This is a genomic window from Pseudarthrobacter sp. NIBRBAC000502770, from assembly GCF_006517815.1.
Taxonomy (GTDB): domain Bacteria; phylum Actinomycetota; class Actinomycetes; order Actinomycetales; family Micrococcaceae; genus Arthrobacter; species Arthrobacter niigatensis.
The window spans coordinates 1,021,991-1,042,072 of sequence record NZ_CP041198.1 but is presented as its reverse complement, the minus strand read 5'-3'; the positions used below and the strand labels follow the sequence as shown (position 1 = coordinate 1,042,072).

The following is a 20,082-nucleotide window of genomic DNA, read 5'->3' as shown; positions in this document are numbered from 1 at the left end:
ATCAGGAGGGTGGCCCTTACTTCTTGAACTCTGTGTCAGCTGATTTTCCGCGCTGCCCGCCGCTTACTCAGTTCGTCGTCCGGAAAGGACTGCTCGGCGGCGTGCTCACTGGGCAGCGAGGCAAGGCTTCCTTCGACCTCGCGCCATACACGTCCTACGGCGATGCCGAAGACGCCCTGGCCGCCTTGAACCAGGTCAATGACCTCGTCAGCTGAGGTGCATTCGTAGACGCTGGCACCGTCGCTCATGAGCGTGATCTGGGCCAGGTCCTCAACTCCACGTTCCCGCAGGTGTTCCACGGCGGTGCGGATCTGCTGCAGCGAGACACCGGTGTCCAGGAGCCGTTTGACCACCTTGAGCACCAGGATGTCGCGGAACCCGTAAAGCCGCTGGGACCCCGATCCTGCTGCGCCGCGGACAGCAGGCTCGACCAGGCCGGTGCGCGCCCAGTAGTCCAGCTGGCGGTAGGTGATACCGGCGGCCTTGCAGGCGGTGGGACCCCGGTAGCCGGCGTCTTCATCCAGTACCGGCAGGTCTTCGGTGAACAGGAGGCCCTGTGCACCGCTCACGGGCACAGCAACACCGGCCGTGGGCTGTTTAAGCCCGCCTGCTTCGCCTTTGGGACTCACCTGGATCCTCCTTGTCGTACGCTCCCCCGGAACTGGCACAGCAGCCGTGGCAGCAAGGCCATGGGTGTAATTTCTCCGCGGGGCGCACTTTCCAGTGTGACTTGCGCGGCTGCCGTAAGCAAGGGAACTTGATACCTCGACGTTAGGCCCGGCGGGCCCCGAGGTCAAAGACCTCGGGGCTTAGTTGAGGCGTGTCGAAACTTTCAGCCTCAACTTTAACCTTAACGTGACCTTAGCCGTCGAAATCCTCGGGTTCGACGTCATCCAGGAATTCCCGGAAGCGCCGCAGTTCACGCTCCTCATCGACGGTGGGACCCGGCTCGGCGTCTTCGCCCTCATCGTGCTCCGTAATGCGCACCCCGGCCTCGTCCATCACGGAATCGGCGCACCAGATCCGGCACTTGGCCCGCAAGGCAACCGCCAGCGCATCCGAGGCGCGGGAACTCACCGTGGTGCCATTTTCAAACTGCAGCTGGCCATAGAAGATGTTGTCCTCCACGGCGACGATGTTGACGCTGACCACGGAGTGGCCCAGCGACTCCACGACGTCCACGAGGAGGTCGTGGGTCATGGGCCTCGGCGGCACCACGCCCTGCTGGGCCAGGGCGATGGCACTGGCTTCCGGCGTGCCAATCCAGATCGGGACGTGGCGTTCGCCGTGCATCTCCTTGAGCAGGACAAGGGGCTGGTTGGAAGGCAGTTCAATGCGAACGCCAACAATCTCGACTTCGATCATCAGATGTCCATGCGTGAGATATGGTCCTGCACCAGGGCCCGGTGCAAGGTGAGGCAAAGATCGCTGATCTCGCGCGCCGCCTCAGCCGCGCGTGCCTGTGATGCCGAGTCCTTGCGGGAGGCGAGGGGTGCGACAGCACGCTCCACCAGGCCGAATTCCCGTTCGGCTGCCGCCTGGAAGGGCCTGAGGTGACGGGGTTCCAGTCCGTGGCTTTCCAGCTGGACGCAGGCGCGGGCAACCTGCAGGGCATGCTCGTCGAACTGGCCGTTGCTGTGGCTGATGAGGCCGAAGCTCAGGAGCGACTGCAGCAGGGGGACGCTGGCACCGGACTCGGCGCGAAGCTGCTCCTCGCTCAGTTTGCGGCCCCGGTTCTGGAGTTCGGCAGCCAGTTCATCGGAAACAATGCGGGGGGAAACCACGACGCCGGGCGGGAGGTTCTCCGGCCGCTCGCCCCTGTCGATGGCGTCAAGGTAGTCCTTGATGACCTTCAGGGGCAGGTACTGGTCCCGCTGCAGGGCCAGCACGAAGCGCAGCCGCTCCACATCGCCGTCGGAGTACTGACGGTAGCCCGCAGGGGTGCGGCGGGGGTTGATCAGTCCCTTTTCCTCAAGGAACCTGATCTTCGACGCGGTCATGCCGGGGAAGTCGGCGCTCAACTGGGCGAGGACCTCACCAATGTTCAGGACCTGGGGGCCCCGGCGTTCCGGTTGTGCCATTGCCACAGGCAGCGGTCCCCGGTTCAGCTGCGGCCTGCAGCCGTGGCAGGGCTCAGATAGAAGGTGAGGCGGAACTTGCCGATCTGGACTTCGCTGCCGGACTTCAGTTCCACGCTGTCCACGCGGTCGTGGTTGACGTAGGTGCCATTGAGGCTGTTCTTGTCCACCACTTCGAAGCTGCGGGCGGTGCGCCGGAACTCCACGTGGCGCCGCGATACCGTGACGTCATCCAGGAAGATGTCCGCATCCGGGTGGCGGCCCGCAGTAGTGACATCCGAATCCAGCAGGAACCGGGCACCGGCGTTGGGGCCGCTGTGGGCCACCAGCAGCGCCGAGCCGGCAGGCAGGGCCTCCACCGAGTTGCGCTCGTCGGAGGAGAGCCTCGGGGTGATGGTGGGTTCGTCAGTGACGGGGGTGAGGTGGATCGAGGTGGTCTCCGACGCCCTAGCCGCACCCGTGCCGTAATCCCCATCGGCAGGGTTGTGTCTGTGGCCAGCCATGGATTCCTCCTCTTAGACGTTGCGGGCATGGAACCTGCAACTAACGGTTAGTCTCCGGCCCTGCCCGGCAGGTCCGGCACCGGCTCCCGATCCGGGCTCTGACGTGCGGAGACGCCGTGCCCGCGACGCGGGGCCGGACCGGAAATACCGGTTAGCTTTAGCCTACCTGTTGTTCGTACTCGGATGCACTGAGCAGGGACTCAACGGCGTCAGCTTCGGCCAGTTTGATCTCGATGAGCCAGCCATCACCGTAGGGATCGCTGTTGATCAGGGCCGAATCGCTGTCCAGGGACTCGTTGCGGGCCACAACTTCACCGGAAACCGGGGCGTAGATGTCGCTGACGCTCTTGGTGGACTCGACCTCGCCCACCACTTCGTTTGCCGTAATCTTCGTGCCAACCTCTGGCATCTGGGCGTAGACGACATCCCCAAGGGCGTCCTGGGCAAAATCGGTGATTCCCACGCGGACCACGCCGTCGGCATTCGGGGAGGTTACCCACTCGTGTTCGGCGGTGTAGGACAGGTCTTCGGGAATGTTGCTCATGGGAGGCCTTTCATCGGTGTACGCGCCTATGTCACAAGGGGCCCGGAAATCGGGCCGCCGCTGAAAGTATAGGCACATCTGCCAGGGCCGGCACCGGCGTTTCTGACAAGATGGGAGCCATGAGCGCAAGCACCGGTGCAGCATCCTTGGGACAGTGCAGGTAGGCCATGCCGGAACTGCCTGAAGTCGCCGGCCTCGCCGGGTTCCTTGACGAACAGCTGCGGGGCTGCGTGGTCACCAAACTGCAGGTCGTCTCCTTCGCCGTGCTCAAGACGGCGGATCCGCCCTTCGACGCCCTTGAAGGGCGCACGGTCTCCGGCGTCCGGCGCTTTGGGAAGTTCATCAGCATCGATACCGGCGGCATTTCCCTGGTGTTCCACCTGGCGCGCGCGGGCTGGGTGCGCTTCACCGACTCCCCCGCCGACAGCCAGCTCCGAATGGGCAAGGGCCTCATCGCAGTCCGGTGCGCGTTCTCAGGGCCCAACGGACCGCGCGGCCTGGATCTGACGGAGGCGGGGACCAAGAAGAGCCTGGCCGTCTACGTGGTGCGTGATCCGCAGGAGGTACCGGGTATCGCCTCGCTGGGTCCCGATCCTTTTACGGAAGCGTTCGACGCCGACATGCTGGCAGAGATCCTGGGCGGCAGTTCCCAGCAGATCAAGGGACTCCTGCGCAGCCAGAGCGTGATTGCGGGAATTGGCAACGCCTACAGCGACGAGATCCTTCACGCCGCCCGGATCTCACCGTTCGCCATCGCGAAGTCACTCGACCGGGAGAGCGTGCAGGTGCTGTACGAAGCCATCCACAGCGTCCTGGGCGAAGCCCTCAAGGAGGCTGCGGGCAAGCCGCCCAAGGATCTCAAGGACGTCAAACGAAGCCACATGCGGGTGCACGCCAGGGCCGGCCAGCCCTGCCCCGTGTGCGGCGACACTGTCCGGGAGGTGTCGTTCGCGGACACCGCACTGCAGTACTGCCCCACCTGCCAGACCAAGGGGAAGATCCTGGCTGACCGGAGGACGTCGAAGTTCCTGAAGTAGGAAGATTCGGGACTTCCGGTCCTGCCCGGGCACGCCCCCCCCGGGCGTAGCGTCTTGATCAAGGCTCGCAAGTCTCGGTCAACACGAAGGGGCAACCATGCGCAGGTCTCGACCCGCCGTCCTCGGAATGGCCTTGGCCATCGCCCTCGGCGGTGCCCTCGGGGATGCGGCCCTGGGCCAGCCGGCGGCCAGTGCGTCAGCGGCAGCCTCGCAACCAGGCGTTCCGGCGTCTATGGCGGTCCTGCAGGTTGGCGACGACGCCATCATCCAGCACTATGAGCAGCTCGGCGGGGGCGCATCGTTCCTCGGCACGCCTGTCGGCAGCCCGTACGATATCGCTGGGGGCCGCGCCCAGAGATATACAGGCGGCACGATCTACTGGAGCCCCGGCACCGGAGCCCACGAAATACACGGCTCAATCGGCGGACACTACGCAGAACTCGGCGGCCCAGCCGGCTTCCTCGGCTTCCCCCGCACCGACGAAACCGGAACCCCCGGCGCCGCCGGCCGCTACAACAACTTCGCCGGCGGGTCCATCTACTGGAGCCCCGCCACCGGAGCCCACGAAATACACGGCTCAATCGGCGGACACTACGCAGAACTCGGCGGCCCAGCCGGCTTCCTCGGCTTCCCCCGCACCGACGAAACCGGAACCCCCGGCGCCGCCGGCCGCTACAACAACTTCGCCGGCGGGTCCATCTACTGGAGCCCCGCCACCGGAGCCCACGAAATACACGGCTCAATCGGCGGACACTACGCAGAACTCGGCGGCCCAGCCGGCTTCCTCGGCTTCCCCGTCACGGACGAGACCGGAACCCCCGACGGCGTTGGCAGGTTCAATCACTTCGCCGGGGGCTCGATCTTTTGGAGCCCCGCCACCGGAGCCCATGAGGTGCATGGAGCCATCCGGGGGCAGTGGGCGGCCCTTGGTTGGGAGCACAGCAGGCTCGGCTACCCGACCAGCGACGAGTACGGCATCACGGGCGGACGCCGCAGCGACTTCCAGCACGGTTCGATCCTGTGGCACCAGGCCAGCAGCAGGATTGAGGTCATCCATGCCACTATCCCTGCGGCACTCCTGGGCGTAGACCTCGAGCGCATTCCGACTACGCAGAAGGTTGTCGCGCTCACCTTCGACGCCGGCGCCAACGACGCCGGCCTCCGATCGATCCTTGCCACCCTCGCAGCCAACGGCGTCCCCGGCACGTTCTTCCTCACGGGAGACTGGGTCAGCCAGTTCCCCTCCGACCCGGCGCTTATCTACAACGCGGGAAACAGGATCGGCAACCACTCCATGACCCATCCGGACTTCACCACCTTGACCGACGCCCGGATCGCAGCCGAGATCAGCAGCGCGCAGGGGACCATCGAAGCCGCTGGAGGTGACCCGCTTCCGTTCTTCCGCTTCCCGTTCGGTGCCCGCAATTCCGGCACGATCGCGGCCGTTAACGCCGACGGCTACGCAGCGATCCGATGGACAGTTGACACCCTCGGCTGGCAAGGCACGATGAACGGAACGCGCGGCCCGGACTTTATCGTCCAGCGCGTCATGGCTTCAGCGCAGCCCGGTGAGATCGTCCTGATGCACCTCGGCTCCAACCCGGATGACGGCTCAACGCTCGACGCCGCGGCCCTCCCCCAGCTGATCTCCCAACTCCGGGCTGCAGGCTACGGCTTCGTCACCCTGGACGCCGCCCTCGGCTGACCAAAAAAGCGGAAAGCGCCGGAGAAATTCTCCGGCGCTTTCCGCTTTCTGGTCGGGCTGACAGGATTTGAACCTGCGACCCCTTGACCCCCAGTCAAGTGCGCTACCAAGCTGCGCTACAGCCCGCTGGTTCCGCCGTTCTCCGCTGAACCCAACCCGAAGGTTTTCATCAGCAGTCCGGCCGAACCACCTAGAAGAGCTTACACGATCCGAAGGGGTGCCAGTGACACTTTCCGGTGATCAGCCCCAAGGTGTGTCGCAATTAACGCTTGCGGCCACGCTTCTCGCGGACGCGCATGCTTACCTCAATCGGCGTGCCCTCGAAACCGAAGGTCTCCCGCAGGCGGCGGGTGATGAAGCGGCGGTAGCCCGGGTCCAGGAATCCGGTGGTGAAGAGCACGAACTTCGGCGGGCGGCTGGAGGCCTGGGTACCGAAGAGGATGCGAGGCTGCTTGCCGCCACGGACCGGGTGGGGGTGAGCGGCAACGAGCTCACCCAGGAAGGCGTTGAGGCGGCCGGTGGGAATACGCCGGTCCCAGTTCTCCAGGGCAAGGTCCAGGGCCGGGACCAAGCGGTCCTTGTGCCACCCCGTCTTTGCGGAGATGTTGACCCGCGGCGCCCAGTCAACATGTGCCAGGTCCTGTTCGATCTCGCGTTCCAGGTAGCGGCGGCGTTCGTCGTCCAGGAGGTCCCACTTGTTGAAGGCCAGGACGAGGGCGCGGCCGGATTCGATAGCCAGCTGGAGGATGCGGACGTCCTGTTCACTGAGGACCTCGTCGACGGCAAGGAGCACGACGGCGACTTCCGCCTTCTCGAGCGCGGCCTGCGTCCGGAGGGAGGCGTAGTAGTCCGCGCCCTGCGCCATGTGCTGGCGGCGGCGGATGCCGGCGGTGTCCACGAAGCGCCAGGTGCGGCCGCCGAGTTCGATGAATTCGTCGACGGGATCACGGGTGGTGCCGGCGGTGTTGTCCACCACCACGCGTTCGGATCCGGCGAGCTTGTTCAGCAGTGAGGACTTGCCCACGTTCGGGCGGCCGATCAGTGCGATGCGCCGCGGACCGCCGGAGCGTTCCACGCCTTCAACGGTGGAGAACTCGGGCAGGACATCCATAACGTGGTCCAGGAGGTCGGCCACGCCGCGGCCGTGCAGGGCCGACACCGGGTAGGGCTCGCCGAAGCCAAGGCCCCACAGCGCGGCGCTGTCCGCTTCCTGGGCAAAGTCGTCCACTTTGTTCGCCACCATGATGACCGGCTTCTTGCTCCGGCGCAGCATCTTCATGACGCCTTCGTCCGTGGCGGTGGCGCCGACAGCGGAGTCCACCACGAACAGCACGGCGTCAGCGAGTTCCACTGCCATCTCGGCCTGCTCCGCGACCCTGGCGTGGATGCCGCGGGCGTCGTGTTCCCATCCCCCGGTGTCCACCAGGGTGAAGTTGCGTCCGTTCCAGTTCGCGGAGTACATCACGCGGTCGCGGGTGACGCCGGGGGTATCCTCAACCACTGCTTCGCGGCGGCCCAGGATGCGGTTCACCAGCGTGGACTTGCCCACGTTGGGACGGCCGATGATGGCCAGGACGGGGTCCAGCTTGAGGGGGCCTTCGAGGTCCTCGTCGCCGTACTCACCGCTCAGCAGGGCGGCGTCGTCCTCGTCCAGCTCATAGTCCTCCAGCCCGGCCCGGAGGGAGGCGGCGCGGAGCTCGGCCTCGTCGTCCCCAATCGCCGCCAGGCGCTCTGCAACCTGGTCGGTTCCGGTGGGGGTGTATTCGTCGTCGGCGCCGGAGTGGCCGGTAGCCTGGGTGGTGTCGCTCATTGCACTGTCCTTAGGGGTCATCTGCCGGCGTCCCCGGCTACTGCTGTCAAGTCTTGGTCTCCAGCGGACGGCAAGGGCTGCCCGCTGAGTTGAATGGTGTCCTGGACGTGCCCAGCCAGCGCTGCACGGATGTCCTGCGCGGCCCTGTCCATTGAAGCACGGCCGGTTTCGCCGGCGCGGCGGGCCAGGGTAAGGGCCGCTCCGAAGCTGACGTGGAAGCGGCGCCCGGGCCGTGGAACGAAGTCAAGGTGCTCATCGCCCTGCCGGGTGCCCAGGATGGCGACCGGCACCACGGGGGCTCCGGAATTCAGGGCCAGCCACGCCACTCCGCCGTTGATGTCCGAGGCTGCGCCGCTCCCCCGCGTACCTTCCGGGAGAATCCCAACGCAACGCCCGGCGTCGAGCACGTCCTTGCAGCGCTGCAGCGCGGCACGGTCGCCGCGGCGGTCCACGGGCAGCTGCCCGGAAGCGGTGAGCACCCGGCCGAGCAAACCCTTGAACATCTCCTGCTTCACGAGGATGTGCATGGGCCGCGGCGCGGCGCCGAACATCACCGGCCCGTCAAGGAAGCTGATGTGGTTGCCCGCGAAGATCACCGGCCCGCCCGTGGGCACGTTGGTCCTGCCGGTCACGGTGGTCCGGTAGACCAGATGGTCCAGGATCCATCCCACCGGCCTGCTCCACACCATGGTCAGCCCGGACGGCAGGCCGGTGCCGGCGTCAGTCACGGTTGAGGACCTTGGTGACAATCACGAGGGCTGCATCCACGGTCTGTTCGAAGTCCAGATCCGAGGAGTCCAGAGTCACGACGCCGGAGGCGGCCTGGGTGAAGTTCACTACGGTGGAGTCCTTGGCGTCCCGGTGCGTGACCTGGGCAGCCAGCTGCTCGGCGTCCTGCGTCCCGCCCAGCTGGAGGCCGCGCCGGCGAAGCCGGGCTTCCTCGCTGGCGGTGAGGAGCATGCGCACCTCGGCCCCGGGCGCGACGACGGTGGTGATGTCCCTGCCTTCCACCACCATCCGGCGGTGGTGCTTTTCGATCAGGTCCCGCTGCCGCCGGATCAGTTCTGTCCGTGCGCCGAGGGTGGTGGCGACCGCACTGACGGCGGCCGAGATGGCCGGCTCCCGGATGGCGTCCGTGACGTCTACGCCCCCCACCCGGACATATTCCTCCAGCGGGCTGGTGCTCAGTTCAAGCACAAAGTCCCGGGATGCCTGCTCCACGGCAGCACCGTCCTCGAGGTCGATGCCTTCAGTGACGCAGTACCAGGTCAGGGCCCGGTACATCGCACCGGTGTCCAGGTAGGCCAGCCGGAGCCTGCGGGCAACTTCCTTGCTCACGCTCGATTTTCCGGAGCCGGACGGCCCGTCGATGGCCACCACCAGCGGGCGGCCGATGCGCAGGGCGCGCATGGATTCGAGGAGTTCCTGTGTCATTACTGAAGTACCCGCCATCCGCGGTCGTTAAGGGCTTCGATCAAATGGTCGTGCTTGTTCGGCAACACGGAGATTTCCACCATACCTACGTTTTGGCCCGACGAGTGGTCCAGCCGCATGTCCTCCAGGTTGACGCCGATCTCGCCGATTTCGGTAAGCAGCTGTGCGATCTGGCCGGGCTTGTCATCCACCAGGACGGTGAGCCACGCGTAGGCCTGCGGGGGCCCGCCGTGTTTCCCGGGGATCCGCGCCTGTCCGGCGTTCCCCTCGCTGATGAGCTGGGCGAGGTCCAGCCTGGCGCCGGGCGCGGCAGGATTCTCCAACGTGCCGATCAGCCGGTTCAGGTCGTCCCGGACATCGTAGAGGATCTCCACCACCTTGGCCGCGTTGCCGCCGAGGATCTGGACCCACAAGGTGGGGTCGCTGGCTGCGATCCTCGTGACGTCGCGCAGGCCGTTGCCCGCCAGGGACAGTGCGTGCAGCGGAGTTCCCTGCAGCCGGCTGGCCAGCAGCGAGGACATGACCTGGGGCAGGTGCGAGACCAGCGCCACAGCTTCATCGTGCTCGTCGGCGGTGAACTGCGAGACGACAGCCCCGAGGTCGGAGGCGAGCGATCGGGCCACCTGCAACGCGTGGCCGGAGGTTTCTTCCGAGGGGCAGAGCACCCACGGCATGGACGTGAACAGCTCGCCGCGTGCAGCTACCGGGCCGGACTTTTCGCGTCCTGCCATGGGATGCGTCCCTACGTAGCGGGACAGGTCGACGCCGGATTCCCGCAGCCGGGCCAGGATGTCCGCCTTCACACTGGCGATATCGATGACCACGGCATCCGGGTAGCTGGACAGCGCGGCAAGGACGACGCCGGCCGTGACGTCCGGCGGAGCGGCTACCACCACCAGCTGCGGCGACGCGTCGCCCAGTTCCGGCAGCGGGCGGCCGGCACCGATGTCCACGGCCACCGCCTGGTTGGTGGGCGACGGGTCCGACAGGAACACGGGTACGCCACGCCCCCGCAGGCCCAGCCCAATGCTGGTGCCCAGCAGCCCGGTGCCGATGACCACCACCGGGCCATCCAGGTGGCCGCGGCCCTGGCTTTTGAACGCGGACATGCCTTACAGCCCTACGGATGCCAGCAGGTGGCCGACTTCCTGCTTGCCAAGGTTGCGGATGCTGCCCTGTCGCTGGTCGCCGAGCCCGATGGGGCCCACCTTGACGCGGACCAGCCGCTGGACCGGGAAGCCAACAGCGTCGAACAGGCGCCGGACAATGCGGTTCTTGCCGGAGTGGAGCACAACCTCAATCAGCACGTGGCCCGGGGTGGAGTCCACCAGGCGGAAGGAGTCAACGGAAGCGAACCCGTCCTCCAGTTCGACGCCGGCCTTCAGCTGGGCGCCGACGCCCTGCGGGAACGGCCCACGCACCTGTACCAGGTAGGTCTTGGGTACCTCATAGGAAGGGTGGGTCAGCCGGTTGGCGAGTTCGCCGTCGTTGGTCAGCAGCAGCAGGCCTTCGGTGGCGACGTCGAGCCGGCCAACGTGGAAGAGGCGTTCGCCGGTATTCTTGTTGTTCTTCAGGAAGTCGCTGATGCAGGGCCGGCCTTCGGGGTCCTCCATGGTGGACACCACGCCCTTGGGCTTGTTGAACACCATGTAGACCAGGTTTTCGTCCAGCTGGATCCGCAGCCCGTCAACGTGGATGACGGCAGTCTTGGGGTCCACGCGGACACCGAGTTCGGTGACTACCTGGCCGTCGACTTCGACCCGGCCCTCGGCGATCATCTCCTCGCAGACGCGCCGGGAGGCAACCCCTGCGGAGGCCATCACCTTCTGGAGGCGGACGCCGTCGGCATCGTGGAGTTCAGACTGGGGAACGTTGCCCCGGGGGCCTTTCTTCCGGACGGGCTTTCGGACCGGACCCAGGTTCTGGCCGAAGCGTTCGCTGCCGAAGGCACGTGAGGCGGCTGCACCGGGTGCGCCGGTGCGTGGCTTGGGCTTGGGGGCACCCGGCGTGCCGGGAGCCTTCTTGGCACCGGGCTTGCGGGCAGCCGGCTTGCGCGACGACGGCTTGGCGCCCCGGGCAGCCTCAGCTCCGCGTCCCTGCTGGTCCCCTGCCAGGTCGGGATCGATGAATCGCTCTTCGCGCGGCTTGGGCGAACGGTGCGGGCGGTCCCCACCGAATCCTGCGGCACGTTTGCCTGCTCCGCCGCGGGAGCCCCCGCTGAAGCTGCCGCCCTGTGCCGGGTTGCGCTGGGAACTGTTGCGTTCGTTCCCGCCGCGTCCCGAACTGTTACGTGGTGAACCCTGGCGTCCCGCCTGTGTCATGACCCGTCCTTCAATATGTTTTGGCCGGCTGAGATGTCCAAAAACAACCTTAGCCAGCCGCGCAGACTTCGTCTGCCCTGATAAATAACCCTTGCTGGATGGATGGTGCGGGCAGGGGTGTCCTGCCTACATCGTCCCGGCGTCGTAGAACTCTGCGATCCCGTCGAGCCCCGGAAGGTGCGGCGACAGGTTGGGCAGGTCCTCCACTGAACTGATCCCCATCCGTTCGAGGAAATACGAGGTAGTCCGGTAGAGGATTGCGCCGGACTCGGGATCCGTTCCCGCGTCCTCGACCAGCCCCCGTTGGGCCAGCGTCCGTACGACAGAGTCAACATTGACCCCGCGAATTGCAGACACGCGCGCCCGGGAAACGGGCTGGCGGTACGCGATGACTGCCAGTGTTTCCAATGCCGCCTGGGTAAGCCTGGCAGTCTGCCCCTCAAGCACGTACTTGCCCACAATGTCGGCAAATTCCGCGCGGGAGTAGATGCGCCAGCCACCGGCGATGTTCCGCAATTCAAAACCCCGGGGACTGGATCCGATACCAGCGCTGCTGGCACTCTCCACCTCCGGGGCTTTAACAGTATAGCCGTTATACTCGCGTTCCAGTTCTGCCAGCAGGGAGCGGACCGCGTGGACCGTCAGCCCTACTCCCGCCGCCAGCTCCTCCTCAGTGGCCGGCTCGTCCAGAACCATGAGGACCGCTTCCAGGGCAGCCTTGGCCCCGCCGGGAAGGTGGGCGAAGTCCGGCCCGTGGCCGGTGGCGTCCTGCTGCGGCGTGTCCTGTGACGGGTTCACAGTTGCTCCTCGAATTCTTCGCTTAGGTTTTCCGCCGACCAGTCCGGGCGGTCGGCCGTCCAGTGGACGGCGAGGTCCGCCAGCGGGGACAGCTGGTCGAATGAGACGGCCCGGTCCCGGAACAGTTCCAGGAGTGCCAGGAACCTGGCCACGACCACCAGGGTAGAACCGGCATCGGCAATCAGCGAGCGGAAGGTCAGCGGCGACTCCTCCCGCAGCCTGCGGCCCAGCACTTCGGCCTGTTCTTTGACGCTGACGTTGCTGCCGTGGAGGTGGCCGAGCGCTACCTGCGGTGGCTGCGCAGGCGACTTGGGCCTCAGGGCCGCCTCGGCCAGGGCAGCGAACTGGTGGGGTGTGTGCTTCCAGACGAGTTCGGGAAGCATGGCCGCAAAATGCTCTTCGAGGGCCACCTGGCGTGGAAAACGGCGCCCTTCCTGGTCCAGGGTTTCGCCCAGGATTCCCGCCACCTGCTTGAAGGCCTTGTACTGGAGCAACCGGGCAAAGAGCAGGTCCCTGGCCTCCAGCAGGGCGATGTCCTCGTCGTCCTCGACTTCACCTGCCGGGAGAAGCCGGGCCGCCTTGAGGTCGAGGAGGGTAGCGGCTATCACCAGGAACTCGCTTGCCTCGTCCAGGGCCCATTCTTCACCGAGCTGCTGCAGCTTGCGGATGTACTTGATGAACTCGTCCGTAACCGTGGCGATGGCTACTTCGGTGATGTCCAGCTGGTGCTTGGCAATCAGTCCCAGGAGGAGGTCGAACGGACCCGTGAAGTTGGCCAGCCGGACCTCGAAGCCGGGCTTGGATTCGGCCACGGCGTGCTTAGGGTGCGCCGCCGCGGGAGATCAGCTCCTTGGCGAGCCGGCGGTAGGCGTCGGCACCCACGTGGTTTCCGGCATAGCTGGTGATGGGCTCGGCAGCCACGGTGGCATCGGCAAACTTGATGGAGCGCTTGATCACGGTTTCGAAGACCTTGTCGCCGAACGCCTCCACCAGCCGGGTGATCACTTCGCGGCTGTGCAGGGTCCGGGCGTCGTACATGGTGGCCAGCACGCCGTCCACCTGAAGCCGGGGGTTCAGCCGGTCCTGCACCTTGTCGATCGTTTCCACGAGGAGTGCAACGGCACGCAGTGCGAAGAACTCGCAGATGAGCGGAATGATGACGCCGTGGGCCGCCGTGAGCGCGTTGACGGTCAGGAGCCCCAGGGAAGGCTGGCAGTCGATAAGCACGACGTCGTAGTCGTCTTCGACCTTCTTCAGCGCACGGTCCAGGACCTGTTCGCGCGCCACCTCATTGACCAGCTGCACCTCTGCCGCGGAAAGGTCGATGTTGGCCGGCAGCAGGTCGACGTTTTCGACACCGGTCTGGTGGATGGCGTCGCGGATATCCACCTTGCGGTCCATCAGGACGTTGTAAACGGTGAGGTCAAGCTCATGCGGGTTGACGCCGAGGCCCGCGGACAACGCGCCCTGGGGGTCGAAGTCCACCAGCAGGACACGGCGGCCGTACTCGGCGAGCGCGGCGGCCAGGTTGATGGTGGAGGTCGTCTTCCCGACGCCGCCCTTCTGGTTAACCATGGCGATGACGCGGGCCGGACCGTGGGAGGGCAGCGGCGCAGGTTCCGGGAACTCGCGGTATGGGCGTCCAGTGGGGCCCATCACTGCGTTTTCCAGGTCGAATTCCGTGCCCTCCAGAGTTGCTGAACCCTGTTCGCTGCTCACGTATCTGTCCACACTTTCGATGACGGTGATTTCCTGCCGCTGGCGTACCAGCGCCGTTCGTTCTGCTCCCTAGGCTACAGCGCCCGACACGGTATTTGACGGAGCTTGACTTTCCGCGAATGTTGAGCCTTGACCCTCTAGCTGAGGTCGAAGGTTCGTCGCGGGGACAACGTAAAACCGCCCCCGCAGCGTGGCTGCGGGGGCGGTTCCGTGTCGTTGAGCGGGTGGGGCTACGCCTTGGCGGCTTCCCGTGCGCCCTCTTCCTTGGGTGCCATCCCGCCGTGGCCGGCGATCATGGTCTGCTCGTCGAAGGGAACCTCGCCGGAGAGGACGCGGGCAACCTGGCCGCCGTCGATCTCCTTGACCCAGGTGCCCACCAGGACGGTGGCCACGGCGTTGCCGGTGAAGTTGGTCAGTGCCCGTGCCTCGGACATGAAGCGGTCGATGCCGACGATGATGCCCACTCCTCCAAGCAGTTCGGGGCGGTGTGCCTGCAGGCCGGCTGCGAGGGTGGCCAGGCCGGCGCCGGTGACGCCTGCAGCCCCCTTGGAGGCGATGATCATGAAGACCAGCAGGGAGATCTGGGCACCGAGGTCCAGCGGGGTGCCCATGGCGTTGGCCACGAAAAGGGACGCCATGGTCAGGTAGATGGCGGTGCCGTCCAGGTTGAAGGAGTAGCCCGTGGGAACGGTGACGCCGACGACGGGCTTGGAGACGCCGAGGTGTTCCATCTTGGCGATCAGGCGGGGCAGCGCCGCTTCGGAAGACGAGGTGGAGAAGATGATGAGGTATTCGCGGGCCAGGTACTTCATCAGCTTGAAGATGTTCACGCCGGCAACAACCTGCAGCAGGCCGCCCAGGATGACGACGATAAACAGCGCACAGGTGATGTAGAAGGCGATCATCAGGGTGAACATGCTCACGATGGCCTGGACGCCGGTGGCTCCGACGACGGCGGCGATGGCGCCGAAGGCGCCAACCGGGGCGAGCCACATGATCATGATCAGGATGCGGAAGACAAGGGCCTGGGCGTGGCCGATGGCCTTGAGGATGGGGGTGCCCTGGGCGCCCATCTTCTGAAGTGCGAAGCCAACCAGGATTGCGGCCAGCAGGGTGGGCAGCACCGGAATGTCGCTGGGAATGATGCCCATCAGGAAGTCCACGGTGCTGTCCGTGGCGGCCTTCTTGTTGGGATCGTAGGGCGTCAGCTTCAGGCCTTCACCCGGGTGGATCAGGTTGCCCACCACCAGGCCGATGGCCAGCGCGAAGGTGGACATGATGATGAAGTAGCCCAGGGCGAGGCCGCCCACCTTGCCGACGGTGGCCGCCTTGGCGATGGAGCCGATGCCCAGGACGATGGTGCAGAAGATGACCGGCGCGATCATCATCTTGATGAGCTTGACGAAGCCGTCACCCAGGGGCTTGAGCGACTTGCCAACCTCCGGGAAGAGCAGGCCCACCACCGCGCCAAGGACGACGGCGGCGATGACGGCAATGTAGAGGTAGTGGGACTTGTCCAGTCCCTTGCGCCGCGGCGTCGCGGTCTCGAGCGACTCTCCTCGTTGAGAAGCCATGATGTGTCTCCTTGTGGATATTCTGATAGACGCTGCGGCGCAATCTCTGGGCTCAACACGTCCGTACAATGTGATATCCATCATTGGGCACCCCGTGATCCAGCTCACCGTTGCGTTCATATTGGTCGCAGTAGTCCCGGGATTCAGATGGAGGCAGCATGATCCACCGCTGGAGTATCGCCCGCCGGCTCTTCCTGGCGAACCTGCTGATCGTCGTATCCTTCATTGCCATCGTGGGGACTGCGGCCTACGTGGATGCACGGGACCGTACGTATGACGAAGCGGGGCGCCGCATGGAGGGAGTGGCTGCCTCGATCGCAGCCAATCCCCTGGTGCTCCAGGCCGCTGCCACGCCGGACCCGTCCGCCCTGCTGCAGCCTTACGCCAAGGACGTCACCAGCGCCGCCCACATAGATTTCATCACCATCATGGCTCCGGACCGGACCCGCTGGACGCACCCCCGGGACGAGGAGCTGGGCCGGCCCTACATCGGCTCCATTGATGAAGCACTGCGCGGCCACACCTACACCGAAGTCACCGCCGGCACCCTTGGCCCTTCGGTCCGGACCATTGTTCCGGTCAAGGACGCGGGCGGAACGGTTAAGGCCCTGGTGGCGGCCGGGGTGACCGTCCGCAGCGTCGATGTTGCGTTCACCGGCCGCCTGCCGGTCCTGCTCGCCGTCGGCATTGCCTTGCTGGTGGGCGGATCCCTTGCGTCCTGGCTGCTGGGCAGGTACCTCCGCCGGGTGACGCGCGGCTGGGGGCCGGAGCAGCTGGCGCAGCTTTTCACCTACTACGAATCGGTCCTGCACTCGGTACGCGAAGGGCTGATCCTTATCGATGCCAGGAAGCGCGTGGTGATGTACAACGACCAGGCTGCCGAGCTCCTTGGCCTGGCCGACACCGGCAGTAACGATCCCACCCGGCCCCCGTCGCTGGCGGACCTCCCGCTGGACAGCGAACTGCGCGCCCTGTTTGATTCCGGGCGCACCACCAAGGACGAGATGGTGCTGACCGGTTCGCGCGTGCTGGTGGTGAACCAGGGGCCTGCCCGTGGCCCCGAATCCCCCGGGGCGCGCGGGAAGGTTCCGGTCTACGGGACGGTGGCCACCCTCAGGGACCGGACGGAGATCGAGGCCCTCGGCAACGAACTGCAGACCATGCGCACGCTGTCCGACGCGCTGCGGGCCCAGACCCACGAACACGCCAACCGGCTTCACACCATGGTCTCGCTCCTGGAACTTGGCCGGACCGGGGAAGCCCTCGAATTTGCCACCCGGGACCTGGCCTTGAGCCAGCAGCTGACGGACGACATGGTGAGCTCGATTGACGAACCCGTGGTGGGCGCACTGGTCATGGGCAAGGTGGCCGAGGCCCACGAGCGGGGCGTCCAGCTGGATGTCTCCACCCTCGGCTCCGGCGCGGCACCCGGGATTGCAGTGCAGGACCTGGTGACGATCCTGGGAAACCTGCTGGACAACGCCATCGATGCGGCCGCGGATGCGCCGCCGCCGCGGCGCGTGGTGCTGACGCTGGAGGCGGACGACGAGGGGCTGGACATCGCCGTGAACGATTCCGGGGCTCCCATCGACCCCGGGGATTCCGAAAAGATCTTCCGGCACGGATTCAGCACCAAGCCTGCAGGGGCGGGCGGCCGCGGCATTGGCCTGGCACTGGTCCGGCAGGCGGTGCAGCGTTTGGGCGGTACGCTGGCCACTAACGGCCGGCGCGGCGCCAAGTTCGAAGTATTCCTGCCTGCAGCGGTGTCCGCGGAGAAGGAGCACAGACAGTGAGCAGCATCCGGGTCCTCGTCGTCGAAGACGAGGCCATCGCTTCGGCGGCCCACGCCGCCTACGTGGGCCGGCTGGACGGTTTTGAGCTGGCGGGCACCGCCCCGGACGGCCAGTCCGCACTGCGGCTCCTGAACGAATTCGTTGCGGCGGGCAAGCCGGTGGAACTGGTCCTGCTGGACATGAACCTGCCCGACCTGCATGGCCTGGACATCGCCCGGCGGATGCGGTCGGCGGGGATCCTGGCGGACATCATCGCCATCACCGCCGTGCGTGAGCTGGCAATTGTCCGCAGCGCCGTTGCCATCGGTGTGGTCCAGTACCTGATCAAGCCGTTCACGTTCGCCACGTTCTCCGACAAGCTGGAGAACTACCGCCAGTTCCGGCAGCAACTGGCGGATCCGGGCAGCGGTCCCAGCAAGGGCGGCGCCTCGCAAAGCGAAGTGGACCAGGCGTTCGCCAGCCTGCGGGCGCCGTCGGAACTTCCGCTCCCGAAGGGCCTTTCCACCTCGACCCTCGGCTCGGTCCAGGAGTTCCTCCGGGGCCAGCCCGACGCAGTGTCCGCCACCGAGGTCATGGATTCGCTGGGCATGTCCCGGGTGACGGCGCGGCGCTACCTGGAGTATCTGGCCGACGCCGGCACGGTTTCCCGGACCGCCCGCTACGGAACCCCGGGACGGCCGGAAAACGAGTACCGCTGGAACGCCCGCTGACGAATTGCAGGGCTGGATTTCCCGGCGGTGCCGTCAGCCGGCGTCCGTCCCGCCCCGGAGGGCGCCGATCAGCTGGTCAATGACGCCCGGATCCTCGATGGTGGAGGGCACCGTATATTCGTCGCCGTCGGCGATCTGGCGCATGGTCTTGCGCAGGATCTTTCCGGACCGGGTCTTAGGCAGCGCGTCCACCACCGTCACATGCTTGAAGTCCGCCACGGCACCGATGTCCCGCCGAACCAGTGCCACCAGGTCCTTGGCCAGGACGTCTTCGGGGATGTCGACCCCGGATTTGAGCACCACGTAGCCGCTGGGGCGCTGGCCCTTGAGGGGGTCGGCGAGCCCGATCACGGCGCACTCGGCGACGGCAGGGTGCTGGCCGATCACCTGTTCCATGGCGCCGGTGGACAGCCGGTGGCCGGCAACGTTGATGATGTCGTCGGTGCGGCCCATGACGAACAGGTACCCGTCCTCATCGCGGTAGCCGGAATCGCCTGTGGCGTAGCAGCCGTCGAAAGCCTGGAGGTAGGACGAGATGAAACGTTCGTCGTTTCCCCACAGGGTGGTCAGGGTGCCCGGCGGAAGGGGCAGCCCCAGCACGATGTTGCCTTCGATCCCCGGTTCGACTTCCCCGCCCCCGCCGTCAAGGACCTGCAGCCGGAACCCTGGCATCGGAACGGTCGGGGAACCAGCCTTGATGGGCAGCGGCTCCAGTCCACGCGGATTGGAGCAAATGGCCCAGCCGGTCTCGGTTTGCCACCAATGGTCCACCACGGGCACGCCCAGGACCCGGGAGGCCCAGTGGAACGTGTCCGTGTCCAGCCGCTCGCCGGCGGCGAACAGCGTCCGCAGGCTGGAGACATCGTAGTTTCGCAGCAGCGATGCTTCAGGATCGGCCTTGCGGATGGCCCGCAGTGCCGTTGGTGCGGTGAACAGCACGTTGACCCGGTGGTCCTGCACCACGCGCCAGAACGCCCCGGCGTCGGGCGTGCCAACCGGCTTTCCTTCGTACATCACGGTGGTGGCCCCGGCCAGCAGCGGCCCATAGACGATGTAGGAATGCCCCACCACCCAGCCGACGTCCGACGCAGTCCACATGACGTCACCGGGGCCGATGTCGTAGATATTTTCCATGGTCCAGCGCAGGGCGACGGCGTGGCCGCCGTTGTCGCGAACCACCCCCTTGGGCGCGCCGGTGGTCCCGGAGGTGTACAGGATGTAGAGCGGGTCCGTGGCCTGCACGGCGACAGGGGCCACAGGCTCGGCCGAGTCCATGGCCGTGTCCCAGTCCAGCCAGCCGGCGTGGTCCGCAGCGGCCGACACGAAGCCGGCGCGTGCCTTGACCAGGACTGGGATGTCCGGCGCGCCGGCCAGCCCAAGGGCCTCGGCGACCGCCGGGAGGTACTCGATGCGCCGGGACGGTTCGATGCCGCCGGACGCGGTGACCACCGCAGCGGGCGCGGCATCGCGGATTCGCGCGGCAAGCTCCTTCGGTGCGAAGCCGCCAAAAACCACTGAGTGCACCGCACCAAGCCGGGCGGTGGCCAGCATGGCGATGGCAGCTTCCGGGATCATGGGCATGTAAATCACCACACGGTCTCCCTTGCCGACCCCGTGGCTCCGCAGCACGCCGGCAAAGCGTGCCACGAGGTCCGTCAGTTCCGCATACGTGTAGCGCTGCTGCGTTCCCAGCATGGCGGAGTCATGGATCAGGGCGTCCTGCCCTCCGCGGCCTTCTGCCACGTGCCGGTCCAGGGCGTTATAGCAGGTATTCAGGGCTCCGTCAGGGAACCAGCTGTACAGCGGCGCCCGGCTGGAGTCCAGGGCCCTGCCGGGCGGAGACGTCCAGGAGATTTTTTGCGCTGCCTCCAGCCAAAATTCTTCCGGCTGTTCGACACTGCGGCGGTAGCTGTCCCGGTAGCTGTTGGTGACCATGAGGTTATCCCGTCCACGACGTTGTGATGCTGCCCATGGTAGACGCCGGCAGGGGCAGCCGACAAGAGTTTTGTATACAGAGTTGCGCCCAACTCCGCTATTTCTAAAAACTGCTGGCCTC

At 66.3% G+C, this 20,082-nt stretch carries 19 protein-coding genes and 1 tRNA gene; 4 read left to right on the top strand and 16 right to left on the bottom strand.

The window, feature by feature from the left end; translation table 11 throughout:
* Window positions 1-35: 35 nt before the first annotated feature.
* The 5 genes from NIBR502770_RS05095 to gcvH form a co-directional block, all read right to left on the bottom strand.
* The gene (locus tag NIBR502770_RS05095) at window positions 36-629 is read right to left on the bottom strand and encodes a MerR family transcriptional regulator (protein WP_018763528.1); all 594 of its coding nucleotides are present in this window, start codon (window positions 627-629) and stop codon (window positions 36-38) included.
* A gap of 232 nt (window positions 630-861) precedes the next feature.
* Entirely contained in the window at window positions 862-1,365 is a 504-nt protein-coding gene (locus NIBR502770_RS05090) for a bifunctional nuclease family protein (RefSeq protein WP_056331728.1), read from the bottom strand.
* Entirely contained in the window at window positions 1,365-2,081 is a 717-nt protein-coding gene (locus NIBR502770_RS05085; RefSeq protein WP_141160874.1) for a MerR family transcriptional regulator, read from the bottom strand. Before NIBR502770_RS05085 ends, NIBR502770_RS05090 begins: the two co-directional genes overlap by 1 nt.
* A 23-nt stretch (window positions 2,082-2,104) precedes the next feature.
* Window positions 2,105-2,581 carry an FHA domain-containing protein gene (locus tag NIBR502770_RS05080; RefSeq protein ID WP_141181219.1) on the bottom strand — a complete coding sequence of 159 codons (477 nt, stop codon included), beginning with the start codon at window positions 2,579-2,581 and terminating at the stop codon, window positions 2,105-2,107.
* A gap of 157 nt (window positions 2,582-2,738) precedes the next feature.
* Window positions 2,739-3,125 carry a glycine cleavage system protein GcvH gene (gene gcvH / locus NIBR502770_RS05075; protein ID WP_141160876.1) on the bottom strand — a complete coding sequence of 129 codons (387 nt, stop codon included), beginning with the start codon at window positions 3,123-3,125 and terminating at the stop codon, window positions 2,739-2,741.
* 167 nt (window positions 3,126-3,292) lie between these two features.
* On the opposite strand from gcvH, the gene NIBR502770_RS05070 reads away from it, so the two are divergent.
* Together NIBR502770_RS05070 and NIBR502770_RS21310 are read left to right on the top strand one after the other, a co-directional pair.
* Complete coding sequence (locus tag NIBR502770_RS05070) at window positions 3,293-4,162, top strand: Fpg/Nei family DNA glycosylase (protein ID WP_141160877.1); 870 nt, start codon at window positions 3,293-3,295, stop codon at window positions 4,160-4,162.
* 97 nt (window positions 4,163-4,259) lie between these two features.
* On the top strand, window positions 4,260-5,867 hold the full coding sequence (locus NIBR502770_RS21310; RefSeq protein ID WP_210418914.1) for a polysaccharide deacetylase family protein: 1,608 nt from the start codon (window positions 4,260-4,262) through the stop codon (window positions 5,865-5,867).
* Between the two features lie 49 nt (window positions 5,868-5,916).
* Here the strand turns inward: NIBR502770_RS21310 and NIBR502770_RS05060 are convergent.
* The 10 genes from NIBR502770_RS05060 to NIBR502770_RS05015 form a co-directional block, all read right to left on the bottom strand.
* Window positions 5,917-5,993: transfer RNA gene (locus NIBR502770_RS05060), tRNA-Pro, on the bottom strand.
* A gap of 136 nt (window positions 5,994-6,129) precedes the next feature.
* A complete protein-coding gene (gene der / locus NIBR502770_RS05055) occupies window positions 6,130-7,677 on the bottom strand; it encodes a ribosome biogenesis GTPase Der (protein ID WP_141160902.1) in 1,548 nt (515 codons plus the stop codon).
* A 17-nt stretch (window positions 7,678-7,694) separates the two neighbouring features.
* Complete coding sequence (locus tag NIBR502770_RS05050) at window positions 7,695-8,348, bottom strand: 1-acyl-sn-glycerol-3-phosphate acyltransferase (protein ID WP_141183328.1); 654 nt, start codon at window positions 8,346-8,348, stop codon at window positions 7,695-7,697.
* Window positions 8,349-8,397: 49 nt separating this feature from the next.
* Entirely contained in the window at window positions 8,398-9,111 is a 714-nt protein-coding gene (gene cmk / locus NIBR502770_RS05045) for a (d)CMP kinase (protein ID WP_141160903.1), read from the bottom strand.
* Complete coding sequence (locus NIBR502770_RS05040; RefSeq protein ID WP_141181218.1) at window positions 9,111-10,220, bottom strand: prephenate dehydrogenase; 1,110 nt, start codon at window positions 10,218-10,220, stop codon at window positions 9,111-9,113. Before NIBR502770_RS05040 ends, cmk begins: the two co-directional genes overlap by 1 nt.
* 3 nt (window positions 10,221-10,223) lie before the next feature.
* On the bottom strand, window positions 10,224-11,432 hold the full coding sequence (locus tag NIBR502770_RS05035) for a pseudouridine synthase (RefSeq protein WP_141181217.1): 1,209 nt from the start codon (window positions 11,430-11,432) through the stop codon (window positions 10,224-10,226).
* Between the two features lie 126 nt (window positions 11,433-11,558).
* The gene (locus NIBR502770_RS05030) at window positions 11,559-12,230 is read right to left on the bottom strand and encodes an SMC-Scp complex subunit ScpB (protein WP_141181216.1); all 672 of its coding nucleotides are present in this window, start codon (window positions 12,228-12,230) and stop codon (window positions 11,559-11,561) included.
* Window positions 12,227-13,042 carry a ScpA family protein gene (locus NIBR502770_RS05025; protein ID WP_141160907.1) on the bottom strand — a complete coding sequence of 272 codons (816 nt, stop codon included), beginning with the start codon at window positions 13,040-13,042 and terminating at the stop codon, window positions 12,227-12,229. The genes NIBR502770_RS05030 and NIBR502770_RS05025 overlap by 4 nt, the downstream gene beginning before the upstream one ends.
* 7 nt (window positions 13,043-13,049) lie before the next feature.
* Window positions 13,050-13,949: a ParA family protein gene (locus NIBR502770_RS05020; RefSeq protein WP_056331794.1), complete on the bottom strand. Its 900-nt coding sequence runs from the start codon at window positions 13,947-13,949 to the stop codon at window positions 13,050-13,052.
* A gap of 230 nt (window positions 13,950-14,179) precedes the next feature.
* A complete protein-coding gene (locus NIBR502770_RS05015; protein WP_141160908.1) occupies window positions 14,180-15,523 on the bottom strand; it encodes a cation:dicarboxylate symporter family transporter in 1,344 nt (447 codons plus the stop codon).
* Window positions 15,524-15,681: 158 nt separating this feature from the next.
* Here NIBR502770_RS05015 and NIBR502770_RS05010 point away from each other — a divergent pair, with 158 nt between their 5' ends.
* Window positions 15,682-17,316: a sensor histidine kinase gene (locus NIBR502770_RS05010; protein WP_141181215.1), complete on the top strand. Its 1,635-nt coding sequence runs from the start codon at window positions 15,682-15,684 to the stop codon at window positions 17,314-17,316.
* Window positions 17,313-18,026, top strand: coding sequence for a response regulator (locus NIBR502770_RS05005; RefSeq protein ID WP_141160910.1), 714 nt, complete (start codon window positions 17,313-17,315; stop codon window positions 18,024-18,026). Before NIBR502770_RS05010 ends, NIBR502770_RS05005 begins: the two co-directional genes overlap by 4 nt.
* 33 nt (window positions 18,027-18,059) lie before the next feature.
* Here NIBR502770_RS05005 and NIBR502770_RS05000 read toward each other — a convergent pair whose 3' ends face one another.
* On the bottom strand, window positions 18,060-19,961 hold the full coding sequence (locus tag NIBR502770_RS05000) for a propionyl-CoA synthetase (RefSeq protein WP_141181214.1): 1,902 nt from the start codon (window positions 19,959-19,961) through the stop codon (window positions 18,060-18,062).
* Between the last annotated feature and the right edge of the window lie 121 nt (window positions 19,962-20,082).